This window comes from Pseudomonas sp. F007 (assembly GCF_057814275.1).
The window spans coordinates 655,395-672,038 of record NZ_JBVATA010000001.1 but is presented as its reverse complement, the minus strand read 5'-3'; the positions used below and the strand labels follow the sequence as shown (position 1 = coordinate 672,038).

At 60.0% G+C, this 16,644-nt stretch carries 16 protein-coding genes, 1 tRNA gene and 1 pseudogene; 14 read left to right on the top strand and 4 right to left on the bottom strand.

Features of this window, described 5'->3' with window-relative positions:
* Window positions 1–832 precede the first annotated feature (832 nt).
* Together ACZYR5_RS03160 and ACZYR5_RS03155 are read right to left on the bottom strand one after the other, a co-directional pair.
* The gene (locus tag ACZYR5_RS03160) at window positions 833–2,161 is read right to left on the bottom strand and encodes a tyrosine-type recombinase/integrase (RefSeq protein WP_489061235.1); all 1,329 of its coding nucleotides are present in this window, start codon (window positions 2,159–2,161) and stop codon (window positions 833–835) included.
* A 163-nt stretch (window positions 2,162–2,324) separates the two neighbouring features.
* Window positions 2,325–2,409 (bottom strand) — tRNA-Leu (locus tag ACZYR5_RS03155).
* A gap of 106 nt (window positions 2,410–2,515) precedes the next feature.
* On the opposite strand from ACZYR5_RS03155, the gene queA reads away from it, so the two are divergent.
* The 6 genes from queA to ACZYR5_RS03125 all read left to right on the top strand — a co-directional run bounded on the left by queA (window position 2,516) and on the right by ACZYR5_RS03125 (window position 8,597).
* Window positions 2,516–3,565: a tRNA preQ1(34) S-adenosylmethionine ribosyltransferase-isomerase QueA gene (queA, locus tag ACZYR5_RS03150; RefSeq protein WP_489087947.1), complete on the top strand. Its 1,050-nt coding sequence runs from the start codon at window positions 2,516–2,518 to the stop codon at window positions 3,563–3,565.
* Window positions 3,566–3,579: 14 nt separating this feature from the next.
* Window positions 3,580–4,695, top strand: coding sequence for a tRNA guanosine(34) transglycosylase Tgt (gene tgt / locus ACZYR5_RS03145; protein ID WP_162130301.1), 1,116 nt, complete (start codon window positions 3,580–3,582; stop codon window positions 4,693–4,695).
* Between the two features lie 43 nt (window positions 4,696–4,738).
* A complete protein-coding gene (yajC, locus tag ACZYR5_RS03140; RefSeq protein ID WP_027619646.1) occupies window positions 4,739–5,074 on the top strand; it encodes a preprotein translocase subunit YajC in 336 nt (111 codons plus the stop codon).
* A 62-nt stretch (window positions 5,075–5,136) separates the two neighbouring features.
* Complete coding sequence (gene secD / locus ACZYR5_RS03135; protein WP_489087948.1) at window positions 5,137–7,005, top strand: protein translocase subunit SecD; 1,869 nt, start codon at window positions 5,137–5,139, stop codon at window positions 7,003–7,005.
* 9 nt (window positions 7,006–7,014) lie between these two features.
* On the top strand, window positions 7,015–7,929 hold the full coding sequence (secF, locus tag ACZYR5_RS03130; protein WP_489087949.1) for a protein translocase subunit SecF: 915 nt from the start codon (window positions 7,015–7,017) through the stop codon (window positions 7,927–7,929).
* Between the two features lie 119 nt (window positions 7,930–8,048).
* A complete protein-coding gene (locus ACZYR5_RS03125; protein WP_489087950.1) occupies window positions 8,049–8,597 on the top strand; it encodes a glycine zipper 2TM domain-containing protein in 549 nt (182 codons plus the stop codon).
* Between the two features lie 50 nt (window positions 8,598–8,647).
* Here ACZYR5_RS03125 and ACZYR5_RS03120 read toward each other — a convergent pair.
* A pseudogene (locus tag ACZYR5_RS03120) lies at window positions 8,648–8,746 on the bottom strand (outer membrane lipoprotein carrier protein LolA); the annotation flags it as partial.
* Window positions 8,747–8,835: 89 nt separating this feature from the next.
* Window positions 8,836–9,654, bottom strand: coding sequence for a type III secretion system regulator SuhB (suhB, locus tag ACZYR5_RS03115; RefSeq protein ID WP_072388174.1), 819 nt, complete (start codon window positions 9,652–9,654; stop codon window positions 8,836–8,838).
* Window positions 9,655–9,800: 146 nt separating this feature from the next.
* Here suhB and trmJ point away from each other — a divergent pair, with 146 nt between their 5' ends.
* The 8 genes from trmJ to hscA all read left to right on the top strand — a co-directional run bounded on the left by trmJ (window position 9,801) and on the right by hscA (window position 16,643).
* Window positions 9,801–10,571 (top strand): tRNA (cytosine(32)/uridine(32)-2'-O)-methyltransferase TrmJ, encoded by a 771-nt coding sequence (gene trmJ / locus ACZYR5_RS03110; protein ID WP_489087951.1) that lies wholly within the window; start codon window positions 9,801–9,803, stop codon window positions 10,569–10,571.
* Window positions 10,572–10,573: 2 nt separating this feature from the next.
* Window positions 10,574–11,350, top strand: coding sequence for a serine O-acetyltransferase (gene cysE, locus ACZYR5_RS03105; protein ID WP_489087952.1), 777 nt, complete (start codon window positions 10,574–10,576; stop codon window positions 11,348–11,350).
* Between the two features lie 258 nt (window positions 11,351–11,608).
* On the top strand, window positions 11,609–12,100 hold the full coding sequence (iscR, locus tag ACZYR5_RS03100) for a Fe-S cluster assembly transcriptional regulator IscR (RefSeq protein ID WP_027619653.1): 492 nt from the start codon (window positions 11,609–11,611) through the stop codon (window positions 12,098–12,100).
* Window positions 12,101–12,150: 50 nt separating this feature from the next.
* Window positions 12,151–13,365 (top strand): IscS subfamily cysteine desulfurase, encoded by a 1,215-nt coding sequence (locus ACZYR5_RS03095; protein ID WP_489087953.1) that lies wholly within the window; start codon window positions 12,151–12,153, stop codon window positions 13,363–13,365.
* Between the two features lie 89 nt (window positions 13,366–13,454).
* The gene (gene iscU / locus ACZYR5_RS03090) at window positions 13,455–13,841 is read left to right on the top strand and encodes a Fe-S cluster assembly scaffold IscU (RefSeq protein WP_027619655.1); all 387 of its coding nucleotides are present in this window, start codon (window positions 13,455–13,457) and stop codon (window positions 13,839–13,841) included.
* A 34-nt stretch (window positions 13,842–13,875) separates the two neighbouring features.
* Window positions 13,876–14,199 (top strand): iron-sulfur cluster assembly protein IscA, encoded by a 324-nt coding sequence (gene iscA / locus ACZYR5_RS03085; RefSeq protein ID WP_003227904.1) that lies wholly within the window; start codon window positions 13,876–13,878, stop codon window positions 14,197–14,199.
* 8 nt (window positions 14,200–14,207) lie between these two features.
* On the top strand, window positions 14,208–14,729 hold the full coding sequence (gene hscB / locus ACZYR5_RS03080; protein WP_027619656.1) for a co-chaperone HscB: 522 nt from the start codon (window positions 14,208–14,210) through the stop codon (window positions 14,727–14,729).
* 51 nt (window positions 14,730–14,780) lie between these two features.
* Window positions 14,781–16,643: a Fe-S protein assembly chaperone HscA gene (gene hscA, locus ACZYR5_RS03075; protein WP_489087954.1), complete on the top strand. Its 1,863-nt coding sequence runs from the start codon at window positions 14,781–14,783 to the stop codon at window positions 16,641–16,643.
* Window position 16,644 lies beyond the last annotated feature (1 nt).

The following is a 16,644-nucleotide window of genomic DNA, read 5'->3' as shown; positions in this document are numbered from 1 at the left end:
ATCTCATGATCTGGCCTCCTGAACACCGTTACCGGTGGGCGGGTGGAGGCTGCACTGGCTGACGAGACCAGTGCCGCGAGATCCTGAGTCAGGTGAAGGCAGTGAAGCGATGACCGGGGCATGCCTGACTGTCAGTCAGGTGCAGTCAATCCCGTGGGCTGCGGCACCATCATCTGCATCGCTGTTGCTGGTGACTTCGGTGTTTGTCATGCCGATTGTCACGTGGGGAAATGCCGCAATGCCTTGTACGAGTTGGGTTGCAGCAGCGGTAGGAGCGCCCGTCTCTTTCCGGGAGAAAGAGACGGGCGCAGGTTGGCGCAATGAAATGACCAAGCGGATAGGTTGCTGCAGGGCTGCTATGAAAGGGGGAAGTTGCCGCAGTGGGCACACTGGTAAAAGTAGGCATCCATCACATCGCTGTGACCGTGCGAGCCGCCGGACGCTAATCGCACTTTGGAAGAACCACCACGGTGTGGCGTAGCCTTAAAGGTTCTGGCTACCTGGGTTGCTGTCAACGACAGCGCTTGCCCGATCTTTTCTACGCCTGTCGATAATTCAGGTCAAGGCTCGAATTTTCCGGAGTTCTGCGGCGGTGGATGAAATTATCCACCGGTGGAAATCAGTGGTTTTCCACAGATAGCTGTATGGGCTTTAGGTTTTTTAAGTGAGGTCCATCCAAGCAGGGCGGCTTTGCAGCCCTGCTTGGATGGACCCGCGTGGAAGGCTGGGCTGTGAGATCTCACCGACTTACCAGTGTTGGAATGCGCCTCGGTAGTTTTGCAAGGCGATGATGTTGTCGTCGACCGGGTCGAATTGGTTAGGCGTCACGTGATCACTGAGTCGCCGTTGAGTCTGTCTCGATAGGCAACTTTTGGAGGTGATCATCTTTGTGTGCATGGGATGCTGTTAGAGGCGGTGCAGGAGGGCGTGCGAGGAACTGATTAACGCGAGTATCAAATTGATCGCGAAGGTTGGCTGTAATGCCTTCTTTGAGGGCGTCAAGATAGTCTGCATACCACTGCATCATGATCCGACGTTGCGGCAGGTATAGGGCTTGATTGTACTCGCCAGAGATGCCGCCCTCGACGTGAGCCAGCTGGCTTTCGACATGGTCCTTCAGCCAGCCATGTTCACGCAGCAGCGTGCTTGCGGTATGACGAGTGCCATGGCTGACGAGTCGTCCTTTATAGCCGATCTTGGCGAACACCAGGTTGATCGTGTTTTCACTGATGACTGGCTGCTTTTCACCATTGCCTGGGAATAGATACCGACTGCGGCCAGTGCTTTGGTTCAGTTTGGTAAGCATGGCGATCAATTGATGAGGTAGAGGGCTGACGTAGTCTCTGCGCATCTTCATGCGGGCGGCCGGGATGGTCCATATCCCTTCCTCAAAATCGATTTCCTCCCATTTTGCGTAGCGAACCATGCCAGGGCGGCTCGCCGTCAGAATTGTCATCCATGATGCAACCCTCGCTGGTAGCCGGCTGGTGGTCTTGCTTAAGGCCCGGAGAAACTCAGGTAGTTCGTGTTCGTGCAGATGTGGGTAGTGTTGAGTGGGCGGTGGGGCTATCGCAATGGCATGGAGTTCGGAGGCTGGATTGTGTTCGCACAGGCCGCGTGCAATGGCTTGACTGAAAATCTGTTTCAGCCAGGTCCGGGTCTTGTCCGCAACATTGAAGGCGCCTCGTTTTTCGATGCAGGCCTGCAGTTTTGCGCAGTCGCTTCGCGTGATGAGCTCCAGTTGCTTCTCGCCGAGAGCGGGCAGTAGATCCTTATCGAGATAGTCGCGGATCTTCTTCAGCGTCGCGCTGCTGCGGCCGGAGTCCGATTTGAATTGGTACCAGTACTCCGCGGCTCGCCTGAAGGTGTTGAGCCCGGCCTCCTGCTGTCGCAGTTTGTCATCGCGGCGTTTGGCGCCGGGGTTGGTGCCTTGCTTGAGTAGGTTGCGGCATTCTGCAGCTCGTTCACGGGCTTCCTGCAAGGAGATATGCGGATACACGCCCAGTGACATGCGCGCCGCCCGCCCCTGATAGGTGTACCGGAAGTGCCAATACTTGCTGCCGTTGGGTTTCACCAGCAAGGCAAGACCCGAACTATCACTCAACGTGAACGGTCTGTCGGCAGGCTTGGATGCTTTGATTTGCAAGACGGTCAATGGCATCGCTGTACACCTCCGGTTCTCGAACTGGAATATGTACAGAAAATGTACCAAAAAGAGGCTGGCTTGCAAGAGAAGGGGGTGGAACCCCAGAGACCAAAAAGCCCGCAGTTAGCGGGCTCTAGGGGTGTTACGTAGACGGTGGTAGTCGTCTATGTACTGCAAATGGTGCCCCGAGGGAGACTCGAACTCCCACTCCTTTCGAAAACGGATTTTGAATCCGCCGCGTCTACCAATTCCGCCATCAGGGCAATGGCCGCGGAGTATAGAGAGGTGATTACCGTCGGTCAATCAGGTACATAGAGAATTTTTGATATTTCCGCTAGACTTCCCGGCCCTGCTAGACGACACCCCATCATGCGCGTTGCTGACTTTACTTTCGACCTTCCTGATTCGCTGATCGCCCGCCACCCGTTGGCCGAGCGGCGCGGCAGTCGCCTGTTGACTCTCGATGGAGTCAGCGGCGCCCTGGCACACCGTCAATTCACTGATTTGCTCGAGCATTTGCGCCCGGGCGATTTGATGGTGTTCAACAATACCCGGGTGATTCCGGCGCGGCTGTTTGGCCAGAAGGCTTCCGGCGGCAAGCTGGAAATCCTGGTGGAGCGGGTGCTCGACAGTCACCGCGTGCTGGCCCATGTGCGCTCCAGCAAGTCGCCGAAACCGGGGTCGAAGATCCTGATCGATGGCGGTGGCGAGGCCGAAATGCTGGCACGCCATGATGCGCTGTTCGAGCTGGGCTTTGCCGAGGAAGTGCTGCCGCTGCTCGACCGCGTCGGGCACATGCCGCTGCCTCCTTATATAGACCGCCCGGACGAAGTTTCGGACCGCGAGCGGTATCAGACGGTGTACGCCGAGCGCCTGGGCGCGGTGGCGGCGCCGACGGCGGGGTTGCATTTCGACCAGCCGTTGCTCGAGGCGATTGCCGCCAAGGGCGTCGAGACCGCGTTCGTGACCCTGCATGTCGGCGCTGGCACTTTCCAGCCGGTGCGCGTGGAGAAGATCGAAGATCACCACATGCACAGCGAGTGGCTGGAAGTCGGCCAGGACGTGGTGGATGCGGTTGCCGCCTGCCGTGCTCGCGGCGGTCGCGTGGTGGCGGTGGGCACCACCAGCGTGCGTTCGCTGGAAAGCGCCGCGCGTGATGGCGTGCTCAAGCCGTTCAGTGGCGACACCGATATCTTTATCTACCCGGGCCGGCCGTTCCACGTGGTCGATGCCCTGGTCACCAACTTCCATTTGCCGGAATCCACGCTGTTGATGCTGGTTTCGGCCTTTGCCGGTTATCCACAGACCATGGCGGCCTACAAGGCTGCGGTCGACAACGGATACCGCTTTTTCAGCTACGGTGATGCGATGTTCATCACCCGTAATCCCGCTCCAAGCGGCCCAGAGGAAACCGTATGAGTCGCGAATGTCGTATGTCGTTTGAATTGCTGGCCACCGACGGCAAGGCCCGTCGCGGTCGCCTGACGTTCCCCCGTGGCACCGTCGAGACCCCGGCGTTCATGCCGGTGGGCACCTACGGCACGGTCAAGGGCATGTTGCCACGGGATATCGAGGCCACTGGCGCCGAGATCATCCTGGGTAACACCTTCCACCTGTGGCTGCGTCCTGGCACCGAAGTGATCAAGAAGCACGGCGACCTGCACGATTTCATGCAGTGGAAAGGCCCGATTCTGACCGACTCCGGCGGTTTCCAGGTGTTCAGCCTGGGCGCCATGCGCAAGATCAAGGAGGAGGGCGTGACCTTCGCCTCGCCGGTCGATGGCGCGAAAGTGTTCATGGGCCCGGAAGAGTCGATGCAGGTGCAGCGCGACCTCGGCTCCGACATTGTGATGATTTTCGACGAATGCACGCCGTACCCGGCGGATGAAGACGTCGCGCGGATTTCCATGGAATTGTCCCTGCGTTGGGCCAAGCGTTCGAAAGAAGCCCATGGCGACAACACGGCGGCGCTGTTCGGCATCGTTCAGGGCGGCATGCACCAGGACCTGCGCATGCGCTCCCTGGAAGGCCTCGACAAGATCGGCTTCGATGGCCTGGCCATTGGCGGTTTGTCGGTGGGTGAACCGAAGCACGAGATGATCAAGGTGCTGGATTACCTGCCTGGCATGATGCCGGCTGACAAACCTCGTTACCTTATGGGTGTTGGCAAGCCGGAAGACTTGGTTGAGGGTGTGCGCCGCGGGGTGGACATGTTCGATTGCGTGATGCCAACCCGTAATGCCCGCAATGGGCACCTGTTCATTGATACTGGTGTGCTGAAGATCCGTAACGCGTTCCATCGCCATGATGATTCGCCGCTCGATCCGACCTGCGATTGCTATACCTGCCAGAACTTCTCCCGCGCTTATCTGCATCACCTGGACAAGTGCGGCGAAATGCTGGGGAGCATGCTCAATACCATCCATAACTTGCGCCATTATCAAGTGCTTATGGCTGGTTTGCGCGAGGCTATTCAACAGGGTACATTGGCCGCCTTTGTCGATGCCTTCTATGCCAAGCGCGGCTTGCCTGTTCCGCCCTTGGACTGAGTTTCAAACGTTTAAGACCCTAATTCAGCAACTGGAGTGCTAAATGAGCTTTTTTATCTCGAACGCGATGGCGGACGCCGCTGCACCTGCTGCCGGTCCTGCTGGCACTGGTTTTGAGTGGATTTTCCTGGTCGGCTTCCTGGTCATCTTCTACCTGATGATCTGGCGTCCACAGGCCAAGCGCGCCAAAGAGCAGAAAAACCTGCTGGGCAGCTTGCAGAAGGGTGATGAAGTGGTCACCACTGGCGGTATCGCCGGCAAGATCACCAAAGTAGCGGATGATTTCGTGGTTCTCGAAGTTTCTGACTCGGTAGAGCTGAAGTTCCAGAAAGGCGCCATCGCTGCCACGCTGCCAAAAGGCACGCTGAAAGCGATCTGAGTTTCATCTTCTACCAATCGACGGGGCGCGCAAGGCGCCCCGCGTCATAAGCGGGCGGCGTGATGCTGAACAAATACCCTCTGTGGAAATACCTACTGATCCTGGCGGTGCTGGCGATCGGTCTGATTTATTCCGCTCCCAATCTTTACCCTGATGACCCGGCCATTCAGGTCAGCGGTGCAAGCACTGCGCTGCAGGTCAATCAGGCGGATCTGGATCGTGTGAGCAAAGCGCTCAACGATGCCGGGATCAACGTCAAGGCAGCCACCCTGGCAGCCAACGGCAAGGGCGGCCTGATTCGTCTGACCAAGCAGGAAGACCAACTTCCGGCCAAGGACGTCGTGCGCAAGGCGCTGGGTGATGACTATGTCGTTGCACTGAACCTGGCCCAAACCACCCCGCAATGGCTGCGCAGCCTTGGCGCGCACCCGATGAAGCTGGGTCTGGACTTGTCCGGTGGCGTGCACTTCCTGCTCGAAGTCGACATGGACAAAGCCATCGACGCGCGCATGAAAGTCTACGAAGGCGACGTCAAGAGCCTGTTGCGCAAAGAGCGTCTGCGCTATCGCAGCCTGCCGCAACTCAACGGTGCGATTCAGCTGGGCTTCACTGATGAAGCGGCCCGCGAACAAGCCCGTGGCCTGATCCGCAAGAGCTTCAACGATTTCGACATTGTTCCCGCCGACCTCAATGGTCAGCCGGTACTGCGTCTGGCGATGACCCCGGCCAAGCTGGCGGAAATCCGTGAATACTCCATCAAGCAGAACTTGACCACGGTCCGTAACCGGGTCAACGAGCTGGGTGTTGCCGAGCCTATCGTTCAGCGTCAGGGTGCCAACCGCATCGTGGTTGAGCTGCCAGGCGTGCAGGACACTGCCGAAGCCAAGCGTATCCTCGGCAAGACGGCCAACCTTGAGTTCCGTCTGGCCGCTGAGCCGGGCGCATCGAAAGCCACCTCCGAGATGTTCGAGTTCCGCGAGGGCAAGCGTCCTCCTGCGCAAATCGAGCGTGGCCTGATCATCACTGGCGACCAGGTGACTGACGCCAAGGCCGGTTTCGGTGAGCACGGCACGCCGGAAGTGAACATTCGCCTGGACGGTCACGGCGGCGAGCTGATGAACCGTGCGACCCGTTCCAATGTGGGTCGCAGCATGGCGGTGATCTTCATCGAGCAGCGTCCGGTGACCACCTACGTCAAGCAGGTAGTCGACGGCGTCGAGAAAGACGTGCCGGTGCAGACCTTCAAGGAAGAGAAGAAGATCATCAGCCTGGCGACCATTCAGTCGCCGCTGGGTGCGCAGTTCCGCATCACTGGCCTGAACGGCCAGGGCGAGTCCTCGGAACTGGCCCTGCTGCTGCGTGCCGGTGGTCTGGCGGCGCCAATGTACTTCGCTGAAGAGCGCACCATCGGTCCAAGCCTGGGTGCTGACAACATCACCAAGGGTATCGATGCGTCGCTGTGGGGCATGTTGTTCGTCTCGCTGTTCATCATCGCCATCTACCGCTTCTTCGGCCTGATCGCCACGGTGGCGCTGGGCGTGAACATGGTGCTGCTGCTGGCCCTGATGTCGCTGCTGGGGGCTACCCTGACCCTGCCGGGTATCGCCGGTATCGTCTTGACCATGGGTATGGCGGTCGACGCCAACGTGCTGATTTTCTCGCGGATTCGTGAGGAAATCGCCGCCGGCATGACCGTACAACGGGCAATCAACGAAGGTTTCGGGCGCGCATTCACTGCGATTCTCGACGCCAACCTGACCACCTTGCTGGTAGGCGGGATTCTGTTTGCCATGGGTACAGGTCCGGTCAAGGGCTTCGCCGTGACCATGTCCCTCGGGGTTCTGACCTCGATGTTCACGGCCATTATGGTTACTCGCGCGATGGTCAACCTGATCTTCGGCGGTCGTGACTTCAAGAAGTTGTGGATTTAAGGGGCTGCCATGTTACGTACAATCAACTTCATGGGCGTTCGCAACGTTGCCTTCGGCATCACGTTGCTGCTGACCCTGCTGGCGATGTTCAGCGTCGCCACCAAAGGCATGAACTACGGCCTCGACTTCACCGGCGGTACGCTGATCGAGCTGACCTATGAGCGTCCGGCCGATGTGACCAAGGTGCGCGAGCAGCTGGTGACCTCGGGTTACCACGAAGCCGTGGTGCAGAGCTTCGGCGCGACCACCGACCTGCTGGTGCGGATGCCGGGTGAAGACCCGCAACTGGGCCACCAGGTAGCAGAGGCGCTGCAGAAAGTCGGCGGCGACAACCCAGCCGTGGTCAAGCGCGTCGAGTTCGTTGGCCCGCAGGTCGGTGAAGAGCTGCGCGACCAGGGCGGCCTCGGCATGCTGATGGCGCTGGGCGGCATCCTGATCTACCTGGCGTTCCGCTTTCAGTGGAAATTCGCGGTCGGCGCCATTGTGTCGCTGGTCCACGACGTGATCGTGACCATCGGTATCCTGTCGTTCTTCCAGATCACCTTCGACCTGACGGTGCTGGCGGCGGTGCTGGCGATCATCGGTTACTCGCTCAACGACACCATCGTCGTATTCGACCGGGTGCGTGAGAACTTCCGCGTACTGCGCAAGGCGACGCTGATCGAGAACCTCAACATCTCGACCACCCAGACCCTGCTGCGGACCATCGCGACCTCGGTTTCGACCTTGCTGGCGATTGCTGCGCTGTTGATCTTCGGTGGCGACAACCTGTGGGGCTTCTCGGTGGCGCTGCTGGTGGGTGTGTTGGCGGGTACTTACTCGTCGATCTACATCGCCAACGTGGTGCTGATCTGGCTGAACCTGAGCAGCGAGGATCTGATCCCTCCTGCCAATACCGAGAAGGAAGTGGACGACCGTCCTTAAGACGTTTTCCTACCCTGCGGTACCCAAAAAAGGCGCGAGTATTGAACTCGCGCCTTTTTTTGTGCTCCAAGGCTGGGAGAAGCGCGGGCATGCCCGTATGTGATGGTCAGGAGGTTCATGTGAACAAGTCGTTGCTGGTTGGTGCAGTATTGGGTGCTGTCGGTGTGACTGCCGGGGGTGCTGTGGCCACCTACAGCCTGGTGAAAAGCGGCCCTGAGTATGCGCAAGTGCTGGCGGTCGAGCCGGTCAAGACACAGATCAAAACGCCACGTGAAGTGTGCAAGGACGTCACCGTGACCCGCCAGGCGCCGGTCAAGGACCAGCATCAGATCGCCGGTACGGTGGTCGGTGCGTTGGCGGGCGGCCTGCTGGGTAACCAGATCGGCGGCGGTACCGGCAAGAAAATCGCCACCGTGGCCGGTGCGGTAGGTGGTGGTTACGCCGGTAACAAGGTGCAGGAAGGCATGCAGGAGCGTGACACCTACACCACCACTCAGACCCGTTGCAACACGGTGAATGACATCAGCGACAAGGTCGTAGGCTACGACGTGCGCTATTCGCTGGACGGCAAGGAAGGCAAGGTGCGCATGGACCGTGATCCGGGTAACCAGATTCCGGTGGATAAAGAGGGTCGGTTGATCCTGTCGGAGAATCAGCAGGGTCAGTGATGCGCTGATGGCTGATGGTCAAAAAAGCACCTTTCGGGGTGCTTTTTTGTGCCTGCTGTCACCCGGCCCACTGTAGGAGCGAGCTTGCTCGCGAAAAACCTGAGATCGCCGCGAACATTCAGGCGGCCAGCGTTATCGTTGACGACCATCGCGAGCAGGCTCGCTCCTACAGTGGGCCGGGTGATATCGCAGGCATAAAAAAAGCACCCCGCAGGGTGCTTTTCATGTCGCGTGAAGCTTAGCGCTTCAGCGAGGCTGGCAGGTGCGGCTGGATGGCCGTCAGGACTGCCTTGAAGCACTTGGTGTTGCCGGCAACGATGTGGCCTTTTTCGAGGAAGTCGTGACCGCCGGTGAAGTCGCTCACCAGGCCGCCTGCTTCTTGAATCAGCAGGGCGCCAGCGGCCATGTCCCACTCGGACAGACCCGACTCCCAGAAGGCGTCGAAACGGCCCGCAGCCACGTAGGCCAGGTCCAGGCTCGCGGCACCAGCGCGGCGGATGCCGGCGGTCTGGCCAACCAGGGCGCGGAACATGCCCAGGTAGTTGTCGAGGTTGTCCATCTGGTCGTCACGGAACGGGAAGCCGGTACCCAGCAGGGCGCCGTCCAGGCTGGTGCGACCGCTGACGCGCAGGCGACGGCCGTTCAGTTGGGCGCCGCGACCACGGCTGGCGGTGAATTCTTCCTGGCGAACCGGGTCGAGGACCACGGCGTGTTCCAGGCGACCACGGTATTTGCAGGCGATGCTGACGGCGAAGTGCGGGATGCCGCGCAGGAAGTTGGTGGTACCGTCCAGTGGGTCGATGATCCACAGGTACTCTTCGCCTTCGATGCCGGTGCCCGCGTGCATACCGGTCTCTTCACCCATGATCGAGTGGTTCGGGTAAGCCTTGCGCAGGGCATCGACGATTTTCTGTTCGGCGGCACGATCCACTTCGGACACGTAGTCCTTGGCGTCTTTTTCATCGACCTTGATGGTATCCAGGCGCTCGATGGAGCGGAAAATCAATTCACTGGCGCTGCGGGCGGCGCGCAGCGCGATATTCAGCATGGGCTGCATGGATGTGTCACCTAACGTTGTTAAAGAAAGCCGAGCATTCTAACAGAAAGTTTCTACAGATGAACGACGACGTTCGCTTTCGTAGCTTAACTTTAGGATGGACTGTAAGATTTGCCGCCTAAATTCCCTGTCAGAGAGCGCCTCCCTTGCTGCAGAACATTCGTGTCGTCCTGGTCAATACCAGTCATCCGGGCAATATCGGTGGGGCTGCGCGTGCCATGAAGAACATGGGGCTGTCGCGGCTGGTGCTGGTCGAACCACGGGTTTTTCCTCATCACGAAGCCGACGCACGGGCTTCGGGCGCCGGCGATATCCTCGAAAACGCCCAGGTGGTGGCCTCCCTCGAAGATGCGCTGGTCGGCTGCAACCTGGTGCTCGGCACCAGTGCCCGTGACCGGCGTATCCCCTGGCCGCTGCTGGATCCGCGCGAATGCGGGACCAAAGTGGTGGAAGAGGCCGGGCAGGATGCGCAGATCGCCCTGGTGTTCGGTCGTGAAGATTCCGGCTTGACCAACGAAGAGCTGCAGCGATGTCATTATCACGTGCACATTCCCTCGGATCCTGAGTTCAGCTCGCTGAACCTCGGTGCCGCGGTGCAGGTGCTGGCCTATGAAGTGCGCATGGCCTGGCTGGCGGCACAAGGCCAGCCGAGCAAGGTCGAGAAGGAAGAGGTGGCCTCGACCAAGAGCGCCGAGTTGGCGACGATGGATGAGCTGGAGCGCTTTTATGAGCACCTCGAGCAGACCCTGGTGGCCATCGAGTTCCTCAATCCGGAACAGCCCCGGCACTTGATGGCGCGCCTGCGCCGGTTGTACGGTCGAAGCTCGGTCAGTCGGGCGGAAATGAATATTTTGCGTGGCATCCTCACGGAAACCCAGAAAGCGGCCCGTGGCGAGCTCTCTAAACGGAAGGATTAATGATGTTCGAGCGTTTGCGTGAAGATATCCAGAGCGTTTTCCACCGTGACCCGGCGGCACGTAATGCGTTCGAGGTGCTGACGTGCTACCCGGGCATGCACGCGATCTGGATTCATCGCCTGTCGGCAGCGTTGTGGGGCCGGAACTGGAAGTGGCTGGCGCGGTTGGTGTCGAACTTCGGTCGCTGGCTGACCGGGATCGAGATCCATCCGGGCGCCAAGGTGGGCCGTCGCTTCTTTATTGACCACGGCATGGGCATCGTCATTGGCGAAACCGCCGAAATCGGCGACGACGTCACTCTCTACCAGGGCGTGACCCTCGGCGGCACCAGCTGGAACAAGGGCAAGCGTCACCCGACCCTCGGCGATGGCGTGGTGGTGGGTGCGGGTGCGAAAGTGCTCGGTCCTTTCACCGTCGGTGCCGGGGCCAAGGTCGGCTCCAATGCGGTGGTGACCAAGGAAGTGCCGCCGGGCGCGACCGTCGTCGGGATCCCTGGGCGGATCATCATCAAGCCTGATCATGAGCTGGATGCCCGGCGCAAGGCGATGGCCGAGAAGATCGGCTTCGATGCCTACGGCGTCAGCGAAGACATGCCCGACCCGGTGGCGCGCGCCATCGGTCAGTTGCTCGATCACCTGCAGGCAGTGGATGGGCGCCTGGAGGGGATGTGCGGCGCGTTGAAGGATCTGGGCAGTAATTACTGCGCCAAAGACCTGCCGCAGCTGCGTGAAGAAGACTTTGCGTGTGTGAAGGACAAGGATCAGAGTCAGGCGGGTTGATCGCGAGCTATTTCGTAGGAGCTGGCTTGCCGGCGAAAGCTGCGTGTATGACGCAAGGCGGCGCCTGGTTCGCTGGCAAGCCAGCTCCTACACCGATGAACGATAACGCAGTACCGCTGGCCGATTGCAACCCGTCTTTGCTACAATTCGCGCGCTCTTTTACGGGTAATCCTGACTAAAGTACTAGGTCTTATAGTTGACTTAAATACTCGGGAATCGCATACTCGTCCCCATCTCGAAACTCCGCGGTAATTGTCCATGCGACTCACTACTAAAGGCCGATACGCTGTCACCGCCATGCTTGACCTGGCGTTGCATGCGCAGCATGGGCCTGTGTCCCTGGCTGACATCTCCGAGCGCCAAGGCATTTCCCTGTCCTACCTCGAACAACTCTTCGCCAAATTGCGCCGCAGCAACCTGGTGTCCAGCGTTCGTGGTCCTGGCGGCGGCTACCAGCTGTCGCGTGACATGCAGGGGATCCAGGTCGCCCAGGTGATCGACGCGGTTAACGAATCGGTTGACGCTACCAAGTGCCAGGGTCTGGGCGATTGCCATGGCGGCGATACCTGCCTGACCCACCACCTGTGGTGTGATCTGAGCCTGCAAATCCACGAATTTCTCAGCGGTATCAGCTTGGCTGATCTTGTCACCCGCCGTGAGGTGCAAGAAGTAGCCCAGCGTCAGGACCAGCGTCGTTGCAACAGCAAGGCGCCGCGTCTGGACAAGATTGAAGCGTCCGCCGTCGAATGACAGCCAAAGAGCTAGCGGCACGCCAGCCAGCCTGATTTAGGAGATAGTCCATGAAATTGCCGATTTACCTTGATTACTCTGCGACCACCCCGGTTGATCCGCGTGTCGCGCAAAAGATGAGTGAATGCCTGCTGGTCGACGGAAACTTCGGTAACCCGGCGTCCCGCTCCCACGTGTTCGGCTGGAAAGCCGAAGAGTCGGTGGAAAACGCTCGTCGTCAGGTCGCCGACCTGGTCAACGCCGACCCGCGTGAAATCGTCTGGACTTCCGGCGCCACCGAGTCCGACAACCTGGCAATCAAGGGTGCGGCACATTTCTATGCCACCAAAGGCAAGCACCTGATCACCACCAAGATCGAGCACAAGGCTGTGCTGGACACCATGCGCCAACTGGAGCGTGAAGGTTTCGAAGTGACCTACCTCGAGCCGCGCGAAGATGGCCTGGTGACGCCTGAGATGGTCGAAGCCGCACTGCGTGACGACACCATCCTGGTTTCGGTCATGCACGTGAACAACGAAATCGGCACCATCAACGACATCGCCGCGATCGGCGAGCTGTTGCGCGCGAAGGGCATCCTGTTCCACGTCGACGCCGCTCAGTCCACTGGCAAGGTCGAGATCGACCTGCAGAAGCTGAAAGTCGACATGATGTCGTTCTCCGCTCACAAAACCTACGGCCCTAAAGGCATCGGCGCACTGTACGTAAGCCGCAAGCCGCGTGTGCGCATCGAAGCGACCATGCACGGCGGCGGTCACGAGCGCGGCATGCGTTCCGGTACCCTGGCGACTCACCAGATCGTTGGCATGGGTGAAGCGTTCCGCGTGGCCAAGGAAGACATGGCCGCCGAGAACGTACGCATCAAGGCCCTGAGCGACCGTTTCTACAAGCAAGTGGAAAACCTCGAGGAGCTGTACGTCAACGGCAGCCTGACCGCTCGCGTTCCGCACAACCTGAACCTGAGCTTCAACTACGTTGAAGGCGAGTCGCTGATCATGGCGCTCAAGGATCTGGCTGTGTCGTCCGGCTCGGCTTGCACCTCGGCCTCGCTCGAGCCTTCGTACGTACTGCGCGCCCTGGGCCGCAACGACGAACTGGCCCACAGCTCGATCCGCTTCACCTTCGGCCGCTTCACCACCGAAGAAGAAATTGATTACGCCGCGCAAAAAGTCTGCGAGGCCGTTACCAAGCTGCGCGCTCTGTCGCCGCTGTGGGACATGTACAAAGATGGCGTCGACATTTCGAAGATCGAGTGGGCGGCACACTGATATTTAAGTCGCCGCACGCAGGCCCGGTCTTGAAACTTCGGTTGGCCGGGCCCAAAGAGCGACTCTCTGATGAGTGAGGATTGAGAATCATGGCTTACAGCGAAAAGGTCATCGACCATTACGAAAACCCGCGCAACGTCGGCAAGATGGACGCGGAAGATCCTGACGTCGGCACCGGCATGGTCGGCGCTCCGGCGTGCGGCGACGTGATGCGCCTGCAAATCAAGGTCAACGAGCAAGGCGTGATCGAAGACGCCAAGTTCAAGACCTACGGTTGCGGTTCCGCCATCGCCTCCAGCTCCCTCGCCACCGAGTGGATGAAGGGCAAGACCCTGGATGAAGCCGAAACCATCAAGAACACTCAGCTGGCTGAAGAACTGGCCCTGCCGCCAGTGAAAATCCACTGCTCGGTACTCGCAGAAGATGCCATCAAGGCCGCTGTTCGCGACTACAAGCAGAAAAAAGGCTTGATCTGACTTTCAGGTTCTGGCGACGAGTAAGGAGTCAACGATGGCTATCAGCATGACAGAAGCGGCCGCTCGGCACGTGCGACGCTCCCTCGACGGGCGCGGCAAAGGTGAGGGGATTCGTCTGGGTGTGCGCACCACAGGCTGTTCCGGCCTTGCCTACGTGCTGGAGTTTGTCGACGAAGTGGTGGCAGAGGATCAGGTGTTCGAGAGTCACGGCGAGAAAGTGATCATCGACCCGAAAAGCCTGGCCTACCTGGACGGCACCGAACTCGATTTCGTCAAGGAAGGGTTGAACGAAGGCTTCAAGTTCAACAATCCCAACGTGCGCGGTGAATGTGGCTGCGGCGAAAGCTTCAACATCTGAGGCGGCTTGTGGGAACTCCTTGTCATTTCGCTTTATTCGAGCTGCAACCGAGCTTCAACCTGGATCTCGATCAGCTGGCTACGCGCTACCGTGAGTTGGCGCGCGGCGTTCACCCGGACCGTTTTGCTGATGCTTCCGAGCGTGAGCAGCGCCTGGCGCTGGAGCAGTCGGCGAGCCTCAACGAGGCTTACCAGACGCTCAAGAGCCCACCCAAGCGTGCGCGATACCTGCTTGCGCTCGGTGGTGGCGAGTTGCCGCTGGAAGTCACGGTGCACGATCCGGACTTCCTCCTGCAGCAGATGCAATGGCGTGAAGAGCTCGAAGACCTGCAAGACAGCGCCGATCTGGCCGGTGTCGCGGTGTTCAAGCGTCGCCTGAAAACTGCCCAGGATGAGCTGAACCAAAGCTTCGCAGCTTGCTGGAATGATGCAGCGCAACGCGAACAGGCCGAACGCCTGATGCGGCGCATGCAGTTCCTCGACAAGCTCACCTACGAAGTGCGCCAGTTAGAAGAGCGCCTCGACGATTAACCCAGTGCCGCCTCGGTCGCACGCCTGATATACAGATAAGTCCTGATAACGATGGCCCTACTGCAGATCGCCGAACCCGGCCAAAGTCCTCAACCGCACCAGCGTCGCCTGGCTGTGGGGATTGACTTGGGCACTACCAATTCGCTGGTCGCTGCGTTGCGCAGTGGTCTTTCCGAGCCATTGGCCGACGCTGCAGGGCAGGTGATCCTGCCGTCTGCGGTGCGCTACCACGCCGACCATGTCGAGGTCGGCGAGTCCGCCCGCCAGGCCGCGGCCGCCGATCCGCTGAACACTGTGCTGTCGGTCAAGCGCTTGATGGGTCGTGGTCTGTCCGACGTCAAGCAATTGGGCGAGCAACTGCCGTATCGCTTCGTCGACGGCGAGTCGCACATGCCGTTCATCGACACCATCCAGGGGCCGAAAAGCCCGGTCGAAGTCTCTGCCGATATCCTCAAGGTCCTGCGCCAGCGTGCAGAAGCGACCCTGGGCGGTGAGTTGGTGGGCGCGGTGATCACTGTTCCGGCCTACTTCGACGACGCTCAGCGCCAGGCGACCAAGGATGCGGCCAAGTTGGCCGGTCTCAACGTTTTGCGCTTGCTCAACGAGCCGACCGCTGCGGCGGTGGCCTATGGCCTGGATCAGCACGCCGAAGGGCTGGTGGCGATCTACGACCTGGGCGGCGGTACCTTCGATATTTCGATCCTGCGCCTGACCGGCGGTGTGTTCGAGGTGCTGGCCACCGGTGGCGACACTGCCCTGGGCGGCGATGACTTCGATCACGCGATTGCTGGCTGGATCATCCAGAACGCCGGCCTGTCGGCTGACCTCGATCCGGGGGCGCAGCGTCATCTGTTGCAAACCGCCTGTGCGGCCAAGGAAGCGCTGACCAACGCCGCCAGCGTCGAAGTTGTCTACGGCGAGTGGAAAGCCGCGCTGACCCGCGACGCCTTTGATGCGCTGATCGAGCCGATGGTCGCGCGCAGCCTCAAGGCTTGCCGCCGTGCCGTGCGCGATTCCGGTGTCGAGCTGGAAGAAGTCAATGCGGTGGTCATGGTCGGCGGTTCGACTCGTGTCCCGCGTGTTCGTGAAGCCGTCGCCGAAGCCTTCGGTCGCCAGCCGCTGACCGAAATCGACCCGGATCAAGTGGTCGCCATTGGTGCTGCGATCCAGGCCGATACCCTGGCCGGCAACAAGCGCGATGGTGGCGAACTGCTGCTGCTCGACGTGATTCCGTTGTCCCTGGGTCTGGAAACCATGGGCGGACTGATGGAGAAGGTGATTCCACGTAACACCACCATCCCGGTTGCCCGCGCCCAGGACTTCACCACGTACAAAGATGGCCAGTCGGCCATGATGATTCATGTGCTCCAGGGCGAGCGCGAGCTGATCAGCGATTGCCGCTCCCTGGCGCGCTTTGAATTGCGCGGCATCCCGCCGATGGTAGCCGGTGCGGCGAAGATTCGCGTGACCTTCCAGGTCGACGCCGATGGCCTGCTCAGCGTGTCCGCTCGCGAGTTGGGGTCGGGTGTCGAGGCGAGCATCCAGGTCAAGCCGTCCTACGGCCTGACCGACGGTGAAATCGCGCGCATGCTCAAGGACTCGTTCCAGCACGCCAATGACGACAAGGTGGCTCGCGTGTTGCGCGAGCAGCAAGTCGATGCCCAGCGCCTGATCGAAGCGGTGCAGGCGGCCCTCGAAGCTGACGGCGAGCGCTTGCTGGATGCCGACGAGCGCATGGTCATCGAGTTGCAAGTGCAGGAACTGACCGAATTGATGCAAGGCACCGATGGTTTCGCCATCGAGCAGCAGACCAAGCGTCTGTCGCAAGTGACCGACGCTTTTGCTGCCCGCCGCCTGGATTCGACGGTGAAAGCCGCGCTGGCGGGGCGCAACCTGAATGAGATTGAGGAATAAC